This is a genomic window from Tychonema sp. LEGE 07196, from assembly GCF_963890365.1.
In the GTDB taxonomy this organism is placed as follows: Bacteria; Cyanobacteriota; Cyanobacteriia; order Cyanobacteriales; family Microcoleaceae; genus Microcoleus.
Genome location: NZ_CAWPRX010000102.1, coordinates 67,141 through 85,540, shown reverse-complemented (window position 1 = coordinate 85,540; position 18,400 = coordinate 67,141). Strand labels below are relative to the sequence as shown.

Here is an 18,400-nt window from a genome sequence, read left to right as displayed (position 1 = left end):
AATATCTCCGTACTTGACATTTTGGGAGATACTAATGAGAATTCTTTGAGATGCACGCTAACTTGCTCTCCTTTTTTGGATACAATACCTAATTTACCACGGTTTGAGCCTTAACTGAACCGTATTGCGATATAATACGAATTTCAAAAAATCATGCAACAGTATTCTTGTCCCCCCCCGCGAGCTCGGGGGGGCTAGGGGGGGTCGGAGACTATTGCATGATTTTAGAGAAACGATATAACTTAAGCGATTGGCTCGTTACTTTCGCTCTGCCTGGTAATGCAGATTGGCGAGGCTCTGCCTCTCTTTAACCCTGAGCTTCTGGAGAGAGAGAGAAGTGTGGCAGATATTTGATTTATTAAACTTTCGTTCCTTTAAGCTGTTGTTAGTTTGTGGGTGTGCCCTTCGCTCGAAAGGTTATATATATTATTAGCTTTTGTGCGATCGGGTAAAACAAAAGCTAATAAATATTTAGTTAACATTCAATCAAGAACATCTTAGACTTTAGCGGACTGACATTCCCCGCGACGAATCCATGAAGAGTGTCAGTTCGATCGCCAAAAGCTAGAAATCATCCCAACCTTCAAGGCTAGAAGACATCACGTAACTGGTGACACTGGACTCAAAGAAGTTGGCTTTTGTGTTGGCCTCTTTCTTGGTATCTGAAAATCGCTCCAAATGAGCGTAGGGGCTTTTCTTGTATTTCATATCAGGAAAAAGCGGTTCTAAGCCGATCGCCTTGAGTCGCTGATTCGCAAGGTACTTTGTATATTGCTCTGTGCTGCTGGTTGTGATACCTAGAATGCTATCTCCAACAATGTGCTCGGCCCACTGAGACTCGTGCTCCACCGCAGTCGCAAACATTTCGTAGATTTGCTCCTGACTGTGCGGAAAGATTTCCATCGCTTCTGGAAGTAATTTCTGATACAGCCGCACGTGGGAAAGTTCATCTCGGTTGATCATTCTAAAGATATCGGCACTTCCAGCCATCAGCATTCGTGAGGACAGATTGTAGAAAAAGTTGAATCCATTGTAGAAGTACAACCCTTCTAGCAGATAATCTGCCATCAGCGAGACAAAATAGTTTTCTGGGGTTGGATCGTCAACATACTTTTGATACAGTCCGGCGATGAATTGACAGCGCTGTTTCAACACTCGATCGCTGCGCCAAAACTCATAGACTTGGGAACGGCGATCGCTAGGAACAATGGTTTCAATAATGTACTGATAGGACTGATTGTGCATTGCCTCCTGAGAAATTTGTTCCGCCATGCACAAGGAGATTTCGGGCGCGGTAACACTATTTTTGATGTGCGGCACATTGCAGGTTTGTACCGAATCGAGAAATGTCAGATAGCTGAGGATGCCATCAAAAGCTCGCCGTTCCGCAGTCGTGAGATTAGCATAATCAGTCACATCCTGAGTCACATCAATTTTTTCAGGAATCCAAAAGTTTTCCCGCATTTGTCGGTACAGCCCAACTGCCCAGCCGTAGCGAACATCGTTCAACTGCATCAAGTTGGTTGTTTCGCCAAACCAAATTTTGCGATTTCCTGTCGCATCATTCCCTAGGGGATTGAACACGGGGTTAATTGGCATTCGATTCGATGCAGTCGCTGGAATGGGTGTAGCTAGACTTAAAACCATTGTGAATTCATCCGATATAGTTAATACAACAATTGAGAGAAGCAATCAGTTAATTCGCACAAGCAACACAGCCATCGTTAGATTCTTTGAAACTATCTTTCTGTACGGTGCGAATGTAGTAGATTGCTTTGCAGCCAGAGTGCCAAGCTAACACCAAGATGTCAAAGATATCTTTTGCCTTGAGAGAGCGATCTGGTTCATCAGGAAAATACACACCTGCATTTAGATTGAACAATAATTCCATTGAAATTCCTGTATCAATCCACTGCTGCATCGTGGCGATCGCATGAATGACTTTGCGTTGATCCAGCGTTTTGTTTTCACTGTAAAACCAGAAATGATCCCGAATGTAAGGTGGCGCAACCGGAACAGTCCCTTTGGCCCATTTTTCATAGAAGAACCTGCTATAAACGGGCAACACACTGGCAGTACAACCCTGGACTAAGGATGAAGAGGTATTGGGTGCGATCGCAGTGATATGGGAATTGCGAATGCCATGCTCTTGAATCGCCTGACTCAAGGTTTGCCAGCGTTCCGGCTGACTGGCGTTTTCCAAAAACCACTCCACGGGCTTTGCTCCTACCAAATGACCTTTACTCCATTCACTGCCGGGAAAAGCAGGATAGGCTCCTCGCTCTTTTGCCAGATTCATTGATGCGGCGGTGCAATAGTAACCGATGTCTTCAAACAGATTGCTAATCTCTTGCAGGTGATTGTAAGTTAGATGGCGCTTGGCCAACCAATCGGCTAACCCCATGCAGCCCACTCCGATCGTGCGATATTTGTTGTTATGTGTGGTGCTGGCAGCAAAGGGCGGTGTGGTTAGATCGATCGTGTTATCCAAAATCCGCACGGCTGTCTGACAAATCTGTTCGATCGATCGCGCATCATCTTCTAAATTTGCCAGATTAAGGCTGACCAAGTTACAGGTATGGGCTTCTTCCCCTGGCTTCACATTCGACCAAGATTCTTGACAGAGATTTCCGCCTGGAATATAGCCTTGATGCTGATTAGGATTTGCCAGATTGACCGTATCCTTAAACCAAAGATAGGGCATTCCAGTTTCTAACTGAGTTCGCATCACGTCTTTGAACAACAGACGAGCATTCACCTTTTTGTAGAGCGTAATTTCTCGATCCAAGCTGGCTTCGATTTGAGCATAGGCAGCTTCAAAAGATTGTCCCCACAGTTGGGCCAGTTCGATGCCCAGCTTTGTTCGCACCTCATAGGGGTCAATCAGCGTCCACTCCGCATCGGCTTCCACTCGTCGCATGAACTCATCACTAACCACCAACTGCGGAAACACATCATAGGCTTTCCGCCGCTGATCGCCATTCTCGGTTTGCATCTCCAAAAATTCGGGCAAATCCAAATGCCAGGTATCTAAACTGACGGTGATCGCCCCGGCTCTCCGTCCGCCCTGATTGACGGCGATTGCGGTATCGTTGAGCAGCTTCACCCAGGGAATCACCCCGCCCGAAGCATTGGCTTTCCCCATCACCCAACTGCCTGTTGCGCGAATCCGAGACAAATTCACGCCGACACCGCCACCGTTTTTAGAGATCCTAGCGGCATCATGAATCCCAGAAAAAATGCTTTCGAGATTGTCATCTAATGCGGTGATAAAGCAACTGGCGAGAGAACCGTCAGGAATTCGCAGGTTTGCCAGAATCGGCGTTGCCAAAGAAATCTGCCGGCGTGCCAACATTTCATAGAACTGCTTTGCCCACTGGAGCCGCTGTTCTGGTACTTCCGCCCAGGCCAACAACAGCGCACAGGTCAATAGGGATTCTTGGGGCAATTCATTGGGCAATAGATACCGTTTGGTCAGCAACACGGCTCCAGCGTAATCATAGTCAGCATCCCAATCCGGCTCGATCCACTCATTGGCAATTTCTAACTCTGCGGGAGTGTAGGTCAAGATGCGACGATCGTACTGCCCTTCGAGGACTTTAGCTTGCACAGTCCGGGCATAGTCACCATATTGATAGCCCCGACTGACTTGAATGTCTTTCCACAAACTCCAAATGTGCAGCCTCCCTGCGGCATAGCGCCAATCGGGTTCTTCAGGACTGCACAACTCCAGCGCACAGCGGATCAGATTGTCTTGAATCTCTCTGGTTGTGATGCCGGGACGCAGCTTAGTGGTCAGGCTGGCTTCTAGGGCGATCGGGTTTGCCGATAGTTCTCGACAAGCCCAGTTGACGACTGCGCGAATTTTTGTAATATCGAGTTCCGTCGTAGAACCATCTCGGCGAATCACCTGAATATTGGTTGTAGAAAACTCGGCAACAGATGTAACTTGCATGGCAATTAATAACGATTAAGGCGCAGTGGATAGGAAGGCAATCGAATCCAGGAATGGATTATAAAGTGCCACCCCTTGAGACATAAAAAATGGGCAATTGAAAAGTCGTAATGACTAGGTTAAAAGCAATGCTTCAACCAGAACCGATCGACTTTCAAAGCAAATATCTTCAAAAACCCGATCGGGGAAAATCCACCCCAGGATGATGCCTAGTTCGATCGGTGATTTGCGCTCAGTATAGATCAATTATTGTCACTTCGCACATTAATTTACGCTATTGCTAGCGTTGAGATCGGGACTAGACGCTACATATTGCTATATGACTAGGTTTGTAGGATTAGAGGCAGCATTTCCTCGCTCTACAATCAATCTGGCAGCGATTAAACAAAGCAGTTCGATCGCGTTCAATTGTGCTATAATCCGCGACTATTCGGTTTTGGTGAAAAGCAGCCATCAGACGGAAAGAGGAAAGAGTAATGCAAATCTGCCGCTGTCCCGCAACTGTCAGGAGAAGTGCTATAGCGGTTCTCAAGCGTGGTGAGATATGCACTATGCCCTATGTCCTATGTCCTATGCCCTATGTCGGATAGTAGCTCCTATGAGAGCACAGAAAGGCTACATACAACAGGATTACACTGGTTTCAGTTTTCGTGGCTTGATTAGTTGACTTTTGCGCCGCACCGACATAGATTAACTACAAAACTAGCCGGTGCGATCGACACACCCAACAGAAGAATGTGCGTACATAATAATGTTATTTTTCCGGTTCTTTGAGCTTCCAACCTGGTTTGACAACTTGCCGCGATCGGGCAATTACTAAACAGTCATTCGGCACTTCTTCAGTTACGACAGAACCTGCCGCTACTGTAACATTTTCTCCCAAAGTTATCGGTGCAACCAGCACGCTGTTGGAACCGATTTTAGTTCCCGATCCTATTTGAGTTTTGTGCTTATTTTTTCCGTCGTAATTGGCGGTAATTGTCCCAGCACCGATGTTGACTTTTTCTCCCAAAGTCGCGTCGCCTAAATAAGACAAGTGAGCGATATTAGTTCGATCGCCAATTTGAGCATTTTTCAATTCTACAAAATTGCCGACGCGACAGTTTGCGCCTATTTGGGCGTGTCCCCGCAAGTGCGCGTAGGGGCCGATTCGCGAATTTTCGGCGACAATACTGTCAGAAATTACCGAATAAAGCACAGTCACATTTTCGCCAATTTGACTGTTTTCAATCAAAGATCCTGGCCCGATGCGACTCCTGGAGGCGATCGAAGTTTTTCCCCGCAAATGAGTTTGCGGTTCAATTACCACATCCGCTTGCAACTCTACGGTATCATCGATCGTAATGCTCTGGGGATCGATAAGTGTCACTCCCGCCCTCAGCCACTTATCCTTGATCCGCGTTTGCAAAATATCGGAAGTTGTGGCTAAATGTTTGCGATCGTTAATTCCCAATATTTCTTGATAATCTTCGACATCCACCGCCATCACCGGAGAAAGGCTACTTACCGTATCAGTTAGGTAATACTCTTTTTGGTCGTTATCTGCCTTCAAATCTGGCAAAATTTTCTCTAAATCCGGCCAGTGAAAGCAGTAAACACCTGCATTAATTCGGTGATTTTGCTTTTGAGCTTGGGTGCAATCTCGGTCTTCTATAATTTGCTGAACTAAGTTTTGACTGTCGGTAAATACTCGCCCGTATCCTTGAGGATCGGGCAAATTAGCTGTCAATATAGTAGCCGAGTTTTGGTGCTGTTTGTGAACGGCCATCAATTGTTTGATTGTTTCTGCCCTCAGCAAAGGTACATCGCCATTTAAGACCAGCAAATCTCCTTGAAATCCCTCTAAGTGAGGCAGCAATTGCTGGATGGCGTGACCGGTTCCCAATTGTTCGGTTTGTTCGACAAATTCTAGAGGAGGAGATTGAGGATTGTCCGCTATTTCTTTACCTTCAATCAGAGATTCTTTAACGAGTTCGCTGCGATAACCGACTATGACAAGTCGCCGGGAAATTTCAATTTCTTGACAACTTTGGAGGACTCGCTCAACGAGGGTTCGCCCGCCCAATTCGTGGAGAACTTTGGGCAAGTCAGATTTCATGCGCGTGCCGCGTCCAGCCGCTAAAATTGCTATTGCTATCATTGTGCGATCGAGTTTTTTGCTATAAAAACTTGAATATTGACTAACTGATGATATCACTCACAGTCCGTCGATGGCACTGCGATCGCACAATTTTTTAATCTTAAATCTCCAATCTCTAATCCGGGCGTGCCCTGTCTTTTTGCCGCCGGATGTCGGTTTGAGGCGCGAGGCTTGCGGTTTGACTCGATCGCGCTGGGGTAGATAGAGCTCCGGGCGAGATATCAAATTTCCGACAACTGAAGTCCTTACTACAAACCGGACTCAGGTTTGTAGTAAGGACTTCAGTTTTTACCGAAGGGATGCCGCCGGGGGGATCGAGAGTGATAATTTATATCTGCGATCTGCGATTTGCCGCGATACATTATACTATTTGTTGGATTTGAGTTATGGTGTTTTAAACTCAAAAAAACTATATAGTTGCTCCTTCTTCCTCCTTCCTTCTTTTCACCCTGAACGAAGCCGAAGGGCCTTCTTCCTTATTCGGACTTCCATCCGTTAAATCCATTACACAATCCGCTACCGAACTTTCTTCCTCCTTCCTTTCTGCATTATCAGGTGTCCAGCTATGACAGAGCTTAATTTTCAGGAACTTGCCAAGGAGGGATATCCGCAGGCGATCGCATCTTGGCTAAACAGCCAGTTGCAATCTGAAGGGATCGCAGCCTCCGCGCATCTCGACGACGACTGTTTGGATATAATTCTTGAAGCCGAGCAAGTACCGCTCGAACATATATTAGTTGATTTTGTCCGCAGCCAACTAACAGAATTGCAGCCGGATTCGATTAGCAAAGTGAAGGTTGAGGGGCGAGAAATCGGTCAGATTGTGCCTGCTTGGATTCAGGAGTTTAGTTTAGAAAACAGCACTTTGGAACAACAGAGCTTTGTGGAAGAATCTGTTCCAGATGCTGCTGTTGAGAATGTGGACGATCGCACAGAAGAGACACAGAGCGATATTGAGGAGGAGAAATCGGCGGAATTAGCGGCATTTGAGAAGCGGTTGCGCTCGACTTTTATTGTCGTCGCGCTGGTTACTGGTATGTTGGCGATCGCCGTAGTGGCATTTGTCGGTAAAATTTTGAACGAGCAGCCAGCAACTGCGGGGAATAACCCCGATGAAATAGCGAATTTACCAACTGTACCGGATACTTTTCGAGACGCAGTTAACAGCGCAGTCAAAGCAGCAGAATTAGGGCGAGTCGCCAAAACCAAAGAAGATTGGACGACAGTTGTCGATCGCTGGCAAGAAGCAGTATCGTTAATGAGAAGAGTACCGGTGTCTAGCTCCAACCATCAACTAGCTCAGACAAAAGTAATCGAGTATCAGAAATACCTGCTTTACGCTCAAGAAGCCGCAGTAAATCCACCCCAGCCAGAGCCAACTCCCGCACCAGCAAAAAAAGCCGAACCGGAGAAAACAACTCCTAAGAAATCTAATTCCCCAAAAGCAACTTCGGAAAAAGAAACTCCTAAAAAATCTAATTCCCCAAAAACAACTTCGGAAAAAGAAACTCCCAAAAAATCTAATTCAGAAAAGCCAGAACCGGAGCCAGCAACTCCTAAGAAATCTAATTCAGAAAAACCATAATCCGAGAAGCGGTAAGTGCGCCGCATTCCGCCCTAATTAGAGAAGTTTTTTGTCCAAGAATGTAGATATCAAACACAGATTTAAACACTTATGAATGACAAAGATTTAATTGTTTCTCCTGAATGGTTGGCCGCCAATACCGAAAATCCGCAAGTTGTAATTATTGACTGTAGATTTTCCCTCGCCGATGTCGAATTGGGACAAAAACAATATCAAGAAAGTCACATTCCCGGAGCTTTTTATTTAGATTTAAATCGGGATCTCGCGAGTGCAGTTGGCAAACATGGCGGCAGACATCCGCTGCCAAATATTGAAGAATTAGCGGCAAAATTGAGTGCGGCTGGCATTAATTTAGGAGAAACTTTAGTTGTGGCTTATGACGATTCGCGGCTGGCTTTTGCGGCTCGTTTGTGGTGGCTGCTGCGATACATGGGACACAGCAAAGTTGCTTTGTTAGATGGCGGTTTTGGCGCTTGGAAAGCGGCGGGATATCCGGTAACAAATATTTTGCCGGAATCTCGGGAGGGTAAATTTGTACCGGAATTGCAGCGGGATGCGATCGTTGACATTCAGGCGGTAAAAGGGCGAAAAGACTTGCCGGACAGGGTTTTGGTTGATTCGCGAGAGAGCGAGAGATACGCGGGCTTGCGGGAGCCAATCGACCCGATTGCAGGTCACATTCCGGGTGCTGTCAATTACCCTTGGCAAGGGGTGACGGATGAAGCTGGAAAAGTGCGATCGACCTCGGAACAAAAACAGCGGTGGACGGAATTAGGAAAAGCGGAAGAAATCATTGTTTATTGCGGTTCAGGGGTGACAGCTTGCGTTAATTTACTGTCTTTAGAAATCGCTGGAATTCCCGATGCAAAACTTTATGTCGGTAGCTGGAGTGATTGGTGTTCCTATCAATTGTAGTCTGGGCCCGGTGTTGCACCTAAATGTATTTGTAGGGTACTTTCACTGGTTCCCAGGCAGAACCTGGGAACCAGTTATATGGACTAAAGTCCTTACTACCAACCGATATTAAGATAATGCCCTAAAAATCGAAGTAAATATAAGGCAAACCGCCTTCGGGAGCTAACAGCCAAACCGCGTAGAAACAAAGCGGCACTAATACCAATTTCATCGGCCAATTTAAATCGAGTTTCAAAATGCGATTGAAGCCATAATTAAGCAGCATTGCTGCCGCCACAGCCGCCAATATCCAAGCCAACTGCACTCTGTCCAAACCCAAAGCTTCCACATAAACTTTATTAGCAAACTGTACATCAGCAGGGTGTCCCCACAAATGGGAAATTGCCCATCCAGAATCTTTTAAATCGGGAAGACGGAAGAATATCCAACTACTAAAAACCATCGCCTGAGTCAGCAGCCAAGCGATCGCCATCCCGATCGGATTTTCCCACAAAAACTCGATTCGCAACCGCTTAAAAGTCACATCTGTTAATCGGTGCAGCGCCAAAGCCAAACCGTGCAAAGCCCCCCACACAATAAATCCCCAAGCCGCCCCGTGCCAAACTCCCGCAATTAACATGACGGTGAACAAATTGAGACAAGTGCGCCACAAACCGACACGGGAACCACCCAACGGAAAATATAAATAATTTCGCAGCCAATCGCCCAAAGTCATGTGCCAGCGCCGCCAAAAATCACCGATGCTGGTAGTAAAATAAGGGAAGTCAAAATTTGGTGGCAAATACCAACCAAGCAGCAAAGCAGTACCGCGCGCCATGTCAACATAGCCGCTAAAATCGAGATAAAGTTGCAGCCCGTAAGCAAAAATTGCCAGCCACAAATCCTCGCTTCCCGCCCGTTGTAAGTTGGTAAAGCTTAAATCGACATAAATTCCCAAGTTGTCAGCAAAAAGACCTTTTTTAACTGCACCGAAGGCGATCGTCCAAAGTGCTTCAGAAATGCGATCGGGCGTCGGAAAACTCTGGGATTTCAGTTGATAGATCAAGTTGTGATAGCGAGTAATCGGCCCAGAAATTAGTTTCGCAAAAAACAACTTGTAAGCAGCAAAGTGCAGCAGCGAAGTAGCCGCCGGTGCGCCTCGGTACACGTCAATCAAATAAGAAATGCACTCAAAGCAAAAGAAACTCAATCCCAAGGGTGCGATGACGTGAGTTTTTACCCAGTTAGCGCTGTCGAGAGCAACTGGCCAATTCAACAAAGTGCCGATCGAACTCAATACAAAAGGCACATACTTAAAACCCAGCAATAGCAACACATTCAGCGCAATTCCGATCCACAGCAACCACAAACGGCGGCGGTTCCAAGAAGCGTTAGCAATCCGCCAATCCAGAGGTTCTCCAATCGCCATCGCCAAGCAGTAATTAAACACAATACTGACTAACAACAGAGGAATGTACCAAATTTGCAGCGAAGCGTAAAAAATCAGACTACCTACCAGCATGATAAACAGTCGCCACCACTGCAGCGGAACCGACCAGTAAGCTGCTAACAAAACTAACAAAAATAGGACATATTGAAGGGAAATGAAAGTCATGCGATTTTAGATTTTGGCTTGGCGATTTTAGATTGAAGATTTTAGAAGAGCTTATTTTGTAAGGGTTTGGATCTTAGCTTTGGATCTTAGCTAAGGTTGCATTGGAATGATTTAACCTGACTAGAACACAGAGAACACAGAGAGGTCAGAGAGAAATGAATACAGGACGATGCTAACGGAATTGATATTAGCTAAGGTTGCATTATTTTGCGATCGAACCTTTGCTAAAAACGAAATCGATCGTGGATTTTAGCCGATCGCGCTAACACAAACAAAAACACAGCCTAAGTCCCTACTGTACAGTCGGCAACTTAGAACTGATACATTTTACAGTACAAGTGTTAAATGCTGTTACAAATTAAATAAACTTTCTTTTTGTCAACCTATAGCGGTTCTCAAGCGTGGTGAGGTATGCCCGGTTTGCCCGGTTTGCCCGGTTTGGCCGGTTTGGCCTATCCCAGATAGTACCTCCTATGAGCTCGCAGAAAGGCTATATCTGCGTCGATCTACCTTAAATCTGCGGTTTCCCGATCGAAGATTGATGCAACCAGTCTAAAAACTAACCGACGATCCCAAACATTCAGCAGCGCTGACAGCCCCGATCGCGATACAATGAATTTCGGCCAGCAAGTCCTTGGGAAAATGAAAGACATTCCTCATTCTCCACCACCAAAATTTTTGCTGCAGAATCCCGCACGGGCGATCGAGAATTTGCTAGAAAAAGCGGTGTTTTCACCCCCTTAGCAGCAGACATTTCCAAAGGTTTTTCTAAATCTCCATCATAGACGATCGGCAAATTGACCAAAAAAGTCGATCCCGCTCCGGGCGAACTTTCAATTTCAATACTTCCCCCCAGAAATTCAGTCATTTTCTTACACAAAGACAATCCCAATCCCGTGCCTTTCACGCCCTTCTGCAAGTGATTTTCGATTTGGACAAATTCTTCAAAAATCCGCGTTTGGTCTGCTGGCGGAATACCAACGCCCGTATCTGCCACGGAAAAAGTAACAGTTCCCTCCTCTTCCATTTCCGCAGCAACTCGCACTTCGCCGGCTTCAGTAAACTTAAGAGCATTTGAAATCAGATTTCGCAAAATCTGAGAAAGTTTTCCCTCGTCCGTTGTGAGGGTTGGAAGTTCCCGAGGCGCTTCAAAAATCAGAGTAACGGCAGAGTTTTGGGGTAGCAGGGGGCGCATCATTCCCCGCAGCACGCTGAACAAATCTTCGACTTCAAAATCAGCAACGCGAACAGTGACTTTTCCAGCTTCTACTTTGGCTAAATCTAACGAGTCGTTAACAAGTTCTGCCAGAGAAAGGGCAGATTTGTGAATAGAATTTACTTGCTTTTCTTGTTCTGGTGAAAGTTCTCCGTCGAGGCGATCTAACAAAATCTCGGAAAGACTTAAAATTGCCGTTAGGGGAGTGCGAAACTCGTGGCTCATATTGGAGAGAAAGCTGGTTTTGAGTTCGCTGGCGCGTTGGAGAAATTCTGCTTTTTCGTTCAATTCGGCGTAAAGTGCCACAACTCCGCGATTGGTATCTTTTAGTTGTTGATTTAACTGTACGAGTTCTTCTTGACGCTGGCGCAGTTCGTCTAAAGTACGCAGCAATTCTTGATTTTGTTGCTGAATTTCGGCGTAGGGATCTTCGGGAATTTGGCGCGCTAGTTTGTCAACTAATTCATTGAGTTCGATCGCGCTTAGAGCAGGCATTTGTTTAGAAAACTGCTTAATTAACTGTACAGCAGTTCCGCGATCGGGCGAAGAATCGATTTGCACGTCATCCATCAACCGTTTCGCCGCCGCTAAACCGAGTCCCGCACCGGTTTGCGATCGAAAATCGGGGCTCAAAACCGCCGATAAATCAGCAATTCCCGGCCCGCTGTCAGAAATCCGAGTCCGAAAAAATTGGCGCGATTCCCCTTCCACAATAAATTCTACTTTACCGCCGCCTGCATATTTAAAAGCATTGCGGGCAATTTCGGAAACTGCTGTGGCGATGCGAGTTTGTGCTTGGGAATCGAATCCTAGCCCCTTAGCAATTTGGCGCGCTCTTTGGCGTACTTGTACGATATCTTGCTCAAAGCGGACTTCCGTCGTCAGGATTGGGTAACTAATGCCATTTTCGATTTTCGACTTTCGATTTTCGATTGTGGAATCACTGATGACTATCATGTTTGAGTTCTCGCCTACAGTTTCATTTTTTTTTGAAAGTGGTATGTATTAAGCTGGTTGTCTTACCTTAGCTACGACAACTGTCATATCATCGCGAGTCCGTTTGAAGTCTCGGTAGAGCACCGCCGCGATTAAAGCCGGATGTCTCGCGGCCAAACCCGGATAGCGGTTGAAATCCCACTGCATCGCCAAACCGTCGGAGTGCATGACTAGCAAGGAATGCGGCGACCAAGGATAGACAAATTCTGCTACTTTTAGCATCCGATGTCCAACAGTACCGTTGTAAGAAACCATGCTGCGACTACGGTTATCTGTCACGACTACACCAGAGATGTTGCCAATTCCGGCAAAACAGACTGTTTGTTGGGTACGATCGATCTGGGCGATCGCAGCAGCCGCTCCTCTGGTACTTTTTAAAGCAGCGTGCGCCTTCTCTAAAATAGCTTTCGGCCCGAGTTTAGCACTTTCCCCAAATACCCGGACAGCTTCTTGCGAAGCTTCCTCCGCCAAAACCCCGTAACCGAGCCCGTCAGCAACTAAAATTAGATTTTTGTCCCGATCGTTTTCTATCGCCCAGGAATCCCCGCAAATTTCCTCTCCTGCTTTCGGCAAGCTGACGACCCCAAATTCCAAGTAATTGCTGTTTTGGGAGGTTTCCAGGCGATTCTGAGTCGGTTCCAAGCGCATTAATAAAGCTGTCCCCAGTTTCGGTACAGAATGAATATCAAAAAAACTAGAAAGGCGTTTAATCGCGCCGAGTCCGGTTCCCAGAGTTCCCGCAGTCGAAAAACCGTCTCGCAGACACTGGCCGACATTTGCCATTCCCGGCCCCCGGTCTAACGATACTATTTCAATGCTATATCCTGCGTCTGTTTTTACAGTTTGCAGCAAAATCTCTCCTTCGCTGGCGTGTTTTACTGCGTTTTTTGCAGCTTCGGCGGTGACAATTGCTACTTTACCGCGATCGGTCTCATCAAATCCGACTTCGGCCGCGAGGGCGACTGCAATTCGCCGCGCTTCTCCGACTTGACTTTCTTCTGTTACGGGCAGGGCTAAGGCATTTATCATTATTCTGTAGTTTTAATCTTAAGCTAGTCAGTAGTCATTAGTCATTAGTCATCAGTCATTGGTCATCACTCATCATCTCAGAAACCGGGTTTCTTGGAATATTTCTCGTCACCAAACGCCAAAATCGAAGAAACCCGGTTTCTCGCCCCTCCGCATCACTCATCATCTCAGAAACCGGGTTTCTTGGAATATTTCTCGTCACCAAACGCCAAAATCGAAGAAACCCGGTTTCTCGCCCCTCCGCATTACTCATCATCTCAGAAACCGGGTTTCTTGGAATATTTCTCGTCACCAAACGCCAAAATCGAAGAAACCCAGCTTCTCGCCCCTCCGCATTACTCATCATCTCAGAAACCGGGTTTCTTGGAATATTTTTCGTCACCAAACGCCAAAATCGAATAAACCCAGCTTCTCGCCCCTCCGCATTACTCATCATCTCAGAAACCGGGTTTCTTGGAATATTTTTCGTCACCAAACGCCAAAATCGAATAAACCGGGTTTCTCACCCAATTTCGCCCAATTTCGCTCAATCTCGCCCACTCCCCATCTACTCTTTCACCGCCAGCGGACGATCGCAATTTTAGTCCCCTTGCCCACTTTAGAAACAATCTCAAACTCGTGCATCAACCGCTTAGAACCGCTAAGCCCCAAACCCAAACCGCGATTGGAAGTATAACCGTCAGTCATAGCCAATTCAATGTCTGGAATTCCCGGGCCTTTGTCTTCAAAAATCAGCCGCAGCCCTGTGCGCTTACCTGATTGGAGCATTTCTAAAGTTACCGTTCCCCCTTTGCCGTAGTCTACAGTATTGCGGGCTAGTTCGCTAGCTGCAGTAACGATTTTTGTTTGGTCTACCAAGCCGAATCCCATTGCTACAGCCAAAGTTCGCACTTGCTGTCGGACGTTGACTATATCGGAGGACGATCGAATTTCTAATGTCTCACGTTTTGACATGGCGGCTGCTGTACCAAAATAGAATTTCTCCACAAAACATAAGACCTACCCCGATCGACCAAGTTTCCCACAATCAATCTTGAATTAGTCAACAAACTATCTACAAACAAACCAGAGTTATTCACCTATTGCCCCTAAATTGCGGAACAATCAATCAACGGATCGCAATCCTACATCCGTAGGAAAACCCAAGGACTTATGCAACAAATTCATCCCTTTTTCAACACTTAAAGCTGTGCGAATTCCTGTCAGAGAAAGCCCCAATTCAACCAGCGTAATTGCCACCGCAGGCTGCATCCCAACCACCACTGTTTCAGCATCCAATATGCGCGACATTGTAGCGATATTGTTGAGGATTCTGCCGATAAAAGAATCTACAATTTCCAGAGAAGAAATTTCTATCAAAACACCTTTTGCTCCGGTTTTGACTATCCGGTTCGTCAAGTCGTCTTGCAGCATCATTGCCAAGCGATCGTGCATATCTACTTGAATTGTGACTAACAAAAATTCTCCCATTTGCAGGATCGGAATCCGTTCCATCATAAATTCACCTTGCTTTAAGCTTTGAATTGAATAAAACTTGAGACTGGAGACAATATAGCGGTTCTCAATTTCTGTGAAATAGGCGGCGGGCGAGCTTTTTTTCGATTATCCGTTCCCCATTACCAATTAACCAAGCGCACCGCCGACGTTACACCAGACTATAATATTTGTTATTTTTCCTCTTTCAGATTTCTTATAATTAAACCTTGGCGCTGCAAGGCGACTTTAAAAGCATCTGCTAAAGTTGCTTTTGTCAAAATATCTTGCAAGTCAACTCCCAAATGAACAATGGTTTGAGCTATTTGCGGGCGAATGCCGCTGATGATGCACTCAGTACCCATGAGACGAGCCGCCGCGACGGTTTTTAATAAATGTTGAGCGACTAAAGTGTCAACAGTCGGCACGCCTGTAATGTCTAAAATTGCAAATTCTGAGCCAGTTTCCATGATTTCCTGCAACAGAGTTTCCATGACTATTTGAGTGCGGGCGCTGTCGAGAGTCCCGATCATGGGTAAAGCAAGAATTCCTTCCCAAAGTTTGACTACTGGTGTTGACAATTCGAGCATTTCTTGCTGCTGGCGTTCGATTACTTCTTCGCGAGCTTTGAGAAAGATTTCTGTCACCCAAAGACCTAGTTGGTCTAATAAGCTGGTGGAAAGCCAAAGTTTTTCGACAAGTGCGTCGCGGTTTTGTGTCAATTCGTGACAAAGCCGATCGAACAATGGCTTTTTGAAGCATAAAATGAAACTCGCGATCTCTGACGGGGTAAAGCCCCTCTGAACGCGCGATCGCGAAACTTCTGCCAGCATCAGCCGCATATTTTCCCACTCTGGTGTCTGGATGTCGCTAAAGTTACCCTGCTGCAATGCTATTTGGAGCAATTGCAGGAACTCTTGACACTCGGATCGCAATTCTTTGGCTCTCATCAAGTCGTCTCGCCGCAGCCCGGTATTTTGCAGTTCTTTGAGCCAGTCTGCTAGTAACTCTGCTTTGTGTCTTTCGAGAATTTCCACGATCGTGTTATTGCTGGTGAGTTCCATTGAAATTATCTCCTGCTTAGCCATTGGGATGAAGTTGTACGAGAAGCCACACTTGAGTGTTTTTGATGGGGCAGTTTATGAGTTTAACTCACTATTTGCTGTTTGCAAGCGAGGGTTAAGTACCTAACTGCAAAATGCGTTGGACGATCGCACTCGTAGAACTAGGAACCTCTATTTCGATCAAGGAAATCTTGCCGCCTCCGGCGATAACAGCGGGTGCTTCCGGCAGAGTTTCGAGTTGATAGTCGCCTCCTTTAACGTATATATCTGGCTTCAGGATATTTATCAGTTTAGTTGCTGTAATTTCGGAAAAAATTACTACCGCATCTACGGGTTTGAGGGCTGCCAATACTTCGGCTCGCTGATTTTCCGGTACGATCGGGCGCGGCGGCAATCCTGGCTGTTGCGGTTTGATAGCTTGCACGCTTTTGTCGCTATTCAAGCCCACAACTAGCGTCCGTCCCAAATTTTTTGCCGCCTGCAAATAGCGGACGTGGCCAGCGTGCAGGATATCGAAGCACCCGTTAGTAAACACGATCGGACGCCAGTTATCGGGAGCGGATGCGATCGCTGCTGCGAGTTCTCTCAACGTGTAAACACCAGAAATCATTACATCCACCACTAGGAAATTTGAACAGCGATGAATCATCCTACCAAAAAATGCGATCGATTGTACCTTTTTCCTCAAACAATCAAGCACTATATCCGCTAATTTTTATTATTTTAAAATGAATGATTAGCAATTGTTGATTTTTTTTAAAAAAAACATAAATAAAATTTATTTTCTATTTTGCTGATTTAGATACATGATAAAAAAATCTATTCGTGTATCTGCAATTTGCCAAACAGATGGATACCGTGCCACTCAGTTAAATCGCGATGTACCCTAACTATTCGACTGGTGTTCAAGGCCTCAAAATCAATCCTCAGTGGAATTCAGTAACGGCAGTTCGATCGCCACGAGGGAACATCCAACTTGGGACTCTTGCAGAATCCTTGCAGCACCAACGGCATGATATCCACAAGTTCCACAGCCGCCGGACACAGCGCGCTGCCTCCGGCGGCCCAACTCGCCAAAAGAGCGTGCAGCAACTCGCGCTTAATGGCGGCCCGGCGAGAGCCTGTGAAAACCGGAGTAAAGTGGAGGCGAGTACCCGATCGAGCTATTTTGGTGGAAAATAACGTGAAGTACCCGATCGGCCTTGCTTCTGATTGGGGCTTCCCAACTCATAAAATGGGGGAGAGTTTGATTCGTCTGCGGAGTTTCCCGTCTTAAAGGCGGTTTTGACCTTCAGGATTTCTGTTTCCACAGAGAGAGCAAGAAACTGAACCTCGCGCGTGTGACGCGGGCTGCCACCCGTGAACCCCGCAGGCGAATCAACAAGCGAGTATGAGAAACTAATACCTGTTCCCCAAAAACAACGCAACTGCTGGCTAGCTCCCAACCCTTAGCTCATCATTGATTCCCCGATCGAAGATCCCCAAGGCACCAATCAAAAAGGGGTATGATCCCTCTTACCACTTAACCCATTAAACAAAATTTCGTTGAATCTAACGGTGTAGAATCATCTAACAGGAATTATGAAAGCAACTAACAACCGTCAATTTTCTTCAGTAGCAGCTCGAACTCTAAAAGTAGTCGGGATTATCTTGATTCTGTCTGCTTTGCTTGACTGCATTGTTCTATCGCTGCCGGGAGAAGCCTCCGACATTATGAATCGAGGCTGGCAGTTGGCTGCAGCAACTCAGATAGTTGACCGGGGCATTATTCCTTTGATGGGTATCGCCCTCCTGATGACAGGCTTTTGGGTGGACAGCAGCAGCGGAGTCTCGATTGAGCGGCGCAATATTTGGGTTGACTTGCGATTCTGGGCGCTATTGATTTCCAGCTTGTTAGGGCTAATTTACTTGTTGCTGGTTCCCGTTCACCTCAACAATACTCGCTTGGAACTCAAGGATGCTCTGGCTCAAGTCGATAAGGAAGCGGGACAAGCCGAAAATCAACTAGAGGCGCAAATTAAAAGCGACCAGTTTAAAGCTCAGGTAGAACAACTCAAAAGCCAGCGCCGCAGCCAGATAGGGGCGCTGTTGCAAGATGAGGGGAAGCTGCAAGAGGCACTCAAGAGTCCAGATGTTCCCAAGGAATTGAAAGCTGTGCTTCAGGACTCGAAAAAGGACCCCAAAGCCCTTGACAAGTTTTTGGAACAGCAAGCCCAAGAACTGCCCGTTCAAGCTCGCAACGAGATTCGCACCCGCAAGCAACAAAAAGAGAAAGAGTTGAGAACTCGATCGAGAAATTCGAGTTTGCAGACGGGAATCAGCAGTTTGTTGTTGGCGATCGGCTACATTACTGTTGGTTGGACAGGATTGAGAAGTATGGGAATTTTGGGCTTCGGTCGCCGCAAAAGTTGACCTGCGCCAGCCCCTAGAACC

16 protein-coding genes are annotated in these 18,400 nt (G+C 46.4%); 4 read left to right on the top strand and 12 right to left on the bottom strand.

All coding sequences use genetic code 11. The features are described from left to right. Positions 1-564 precede the first annotated feature (564 nt). The 4 genes from AACV78_RS12725 to AACV78_RS12710 all read right to left on the bottom strand — a co-directional run bounded on the left by AACV78_RS12725 (position 565) and on the right by AACV78_RS12710 (position 6,320). Positions 565-1,647 carry a ribonucleotide-diphosphate reductase subunit beta gene (locus AACV78_RS12725; protein WP_228042212.1) on the bottom strand — a complete coding sequence of 361 codons (1,083 nt, stop codon included), beginning with the start codon at positions 1,645-1,647 and terminating at the stop codon, positions 565-567. A gap of 49 nt (positions 1,648-1,696) precedes the next feature. Beyond that, on the bottom strand, positions 1,697-3,955 hold the full coding sequence (locus AACV78_RS12720; protein WP_194011736.1) for a ribonucleoside-diphosphate reductase subunit alpha: 2,259 nt from the start codon (positions 3,953-3,955) through the stop codon (positions 1,697-1,699). A gap of 754 nt (positions 3,956-4,709) precedes the next feature. After that, the gene (gene glmU, locus AACV78_RS12715; RefSeq protein ID WP_194011737.1) at positions 4,710-6,095 is read right to left on the bottom strand and encodes a bifunctional UDP-N-acetylglucosamine diphosphorylase/glucosamine-1-phosphate N-acetyltransferase GlmU; all 1,386 of its coding nucleotides are present in this window, start codon (positions 6,093-6,095) and stop codon (positions 4,710-4,712) included. Positions 6,096-6,152: 57 nt separating this feature from the next. Next, positions 6,153-6,320, bottom strand: a complete 168-nt coding sequence (locus tag AACV78_RS12710; RefSeq protein WP_194011738.1) for a hypothetical protein — start codon at positions 6,318-6,320, stop codon at positions 6,153-6,155. Between the two features lie 340 nt (positions 6,321-6,660). Between AACV78_RS12710 and AACV78_RS12705 the strand changes: the two genes are divergently transcribed. Both AACV78_RS12705 and AACV78_RS12700 read left to right on the top strand, forming a co-directional pair. Further along, positions 6,661-7,680 (top strand): hypothetical protein, encoded by a 1,020-nt coding sequence (locus AACV78_RS12705; RefSeq protein WP_194011739.1) that lies wholly within the window; start codon positions 6,661-6,663, stop codon positions 7,678-7,680. A gap of 90 nt (positions 7,681-7,770) precedes the next feature. After that, positions 7,771-8,595 carry a sulfurtransferase gene (locus AACV78_RS12700; RefSeq protein WP_194011740.1) on the top strand — a complete coding sequence of 275 codons (825 nt, stop codon included), beginning with the start codon at positions 7,771-7,773 and terminating at the stop codon, positions 8,593-8,595. A 121-nt stretch (positions 8,596-8,716) separates the two neighbouring features. Here the strand turns inward: AACV78_RS12700 and AACV78_RS12695 are convergent, their stop codons facing one another. The 8 genes from AACV78_RS12695 to rfaE2 form a co-directional block, all read right to left on the bottom strand. Further along, complete coding sequence (locus AACV78_RS12695; RefSeq protein ID WP_194011741.1) at positions 8,717-10,189, bottom strand: MBOAT family O-acyltransferase; 1,473 nt, start codon at positions 10,187-10,189, stop codon at positions 8,717-8,719. A gap of 580 nt (positions 10,190-10,769) precedes the next feature. Further along, positions 10,770-12,362, bottom strand: a complete 1,593-nt coding sequence (locus AACV78_RS12690) for an ATP-binding protein (RefSeq protein ID WP_228042211.1) — start codon at positions 12,360-12,362, stop codon at positions 10,770-10,772. A 48-nt stretch (positions 12,363-12,410) separates the two neighbouring features. After that, positions 12,411-13,430 carry an ATP-binding SpoIIE family protein phosphatase gene (locus AACV78_RS12685; RefSeq protein ID WP_194011742.1) on the bottom strand — a complete coding sequence of 340 codons (1,020 nt, stop codon included), beginning with the start codon at positions 13,428-13,430 and terminating at the stop codon, positions 12,411-12,413. A 55-nt stretch (positions 13,431-13,485) separates the two neighbouring features. Then, positions 13,486-13,902: a hypothetical protein gene (locus AACV78_RS12680; protein ID WP_194011743.1), complete on the bottom strand. Its 417-nt coding sequence runs from the start codon at positions 13,900-13,902 to the stop codon at positions 13,486-13,488. Between the two features lie 83 nt (positions 13,903-13,985). Beyond that, complete coding sequence (locus tag AACV78_RS12675) at positions 13,986-14,384, bottom strand: anti-sigma regulatory factor (protein ID WP_194011744.1); 399 nt, start codon at positions 14,382-14,384, stop codon at positions 13,986-13,988. Positions 14,385-14,534: 150 nt separating this feature from the next. Then, the gene (locus tag AACV78_RS12670; RefSeq protein ID WP_255513013.1) at positions 14,535-14,927 is read right to left on the bottom strand and encodes an STAS domain-containing protein; all 393 of its coding nucleotides are present in this window, start codon (positions 14,925-14,927) and stop codon (positions 14,535-14,537) included. Between the two features lie 170 nt (positions 14,928-15,097). Beyond that, positions 15,098-15,967: an STAS domain-containing protein gene (locus tag AACV78_RS12665; RefSeq protein WP_194011745.1), complete on the bottom strand. Its 870-nt coding sequence runs from the start codon at positions 15,965-15,967 to the stop codon at positions 15,098-15,100. Between the two features lie 115 nt (positions 15,968-16,082). Further along, the gene (gene rfaE2 / locus AACV78_RS12660; RefSeq protein ID WP_194011752.1) at positions 16,083-16,577 is read right to left on the bottom strand and encodes a D-glycero-beta-D-manno-heptose 1-phosphate adenylyltransferase; all 495 of its coding nucleotides are present in this window, start codon (positions 16,575-16,577) and stop codon (positions 16,083-16,085) included. A gap of 402 nt (positions 16,578-16,979) precedes the next feature. Between rfaE2 and AACV78_RS12655 the strand changes: the two genes are divergently transcribed. Together AACV78_RS12655 and hpsJ-B are read left to right on the top strand one after the other, a co-directional pair. Next, positions 16,980-17,243 carry a hypothetical protein gene (locus AACV78_RS12655; protein WP_194011746.1) on the top strand — a complete coding sequence of 88 codons (264 nt, stop codon included), beginning with the start codon at positions 16,980-16,982 and terminating at the stop codon, positions 17,241-17,243. A gap of 305 nt (positions 17,244-17,548) precedes the next feature. Next, a complete protein-coding gene (gene hpsJ-B, locus AACV78_RS12650) occupies positions 17,549-18,379 on the top strand; it encodes a hormogonium polysaccharide biosynthesis protein HpsJ (RefSeq protein ID WP_194011747.1) in 831 nt (276 codons plus the stop codon). The last annotated feature ends 21 nt before the right edge of the window (positions 18,380-18,400 follow it).

Excerpts from the sequence above, each read along its gene's own strand:
- AACV78_RS12725 (WP_228042212.1), bottom strand. The coding sequence starts at position 1,647 with ATGGTTTTAAGTCTAGCTACACCCATTCCAGCGACTGCATCGAATCGA.
- AACV78_RS12720 (WP_194011736.1), bottom strand. The coding sequence starts at position 3,955 with ATGCAAGTTACATCTGTTGCCGAGTTTTCTACAACCAATATTCAGGTG.
- glmU (WP_194011737.1), bottom strand. The coding sequence starts at position 6,095 with ATGATAGCAATAGCAATTTTAGCGGCTGGACGCGGCACGCGCATGAAA.
- AACV78_RS12705 (WP_194011739.1), top strand. The coding sequence starts at position 6,661 with ATGACAGAGCTTAATTTTCAGGAACTTGCCAAGGAGGGATATCCGCAG.
- AACV78_RS12700 (WP_194011740.1), top strand. The coding sequence starts at position 7,771 with ATGAATGACAAAGATTTAATTGTTTCTCCTGAATGGTTGGCCGCCAAT.
- AACV78_RS12695 (WP_194011741.1), bottom strand. The coding sequence starts at position 10,189 with ATGACTTTCATTTCCCTTCAATATGTCCTATTTTTGTTAGTTTTGTTA.
- AACV78_RS12690 (WP_228042211.1), bottom strand. The coding sequence starts at position 12,362 with ATGATAGTCATCAGTGATTCCACAATCGAAAATCGAAAGTCGAAAATC.
- AACV78_RS12685 (WP_194011742.1), bottom strand. The coding sequence starts at position 13,430 with ATGATAAATGCCTTAGCCCTGCCCGTAACAGAAGAAAGTCAAGTCGGA.
- AACV78_RS12675 (WP_194011744.1), bottom strand. The coding sequence starts at position 14,384 with ATGTCAAAACGTGAGACATTAGAAATTCGATCGTCCTCCGATATAGTC.
- AACV78_RS12670 (WP_255513013.1), bottom strand. The coding sequence starts at position 14,927 with ATGATGGAACGGATTCCGATCCTGCAAATGGGAGAATTTTTGTTAGTC.
- AACV78_RS12665 (WP_194011745.1), bottom strand. The coding sequence starts at position 15,967 with ATGGAACTCACCAGCAATAACACGATCGTGGAAATTCTCGAAAGACAC.
- rfaE2 (WP_194011752.1), bottom strand. The coding sequence starts at position 16,577 with ATGATTTCTGGTGTTTACACGTTGAGAGAACTCGCAGCAGCGATCGCA.
- AACV78_RS12655 (WP_194011746.1), top strand. The coding sequence starts at position 16,980 with ATGATATCCACAAGTTCCACAGCCGCCGGACACAGCGCGCTGCCTCCG.
- hpsJ-B (WP_194011747.1), top strand. The coding sequence starts at position 17,549 with ATGAAAGCAACTAACAACCGTCAATTTTCTTCAGTAGCAGCTCGAACT.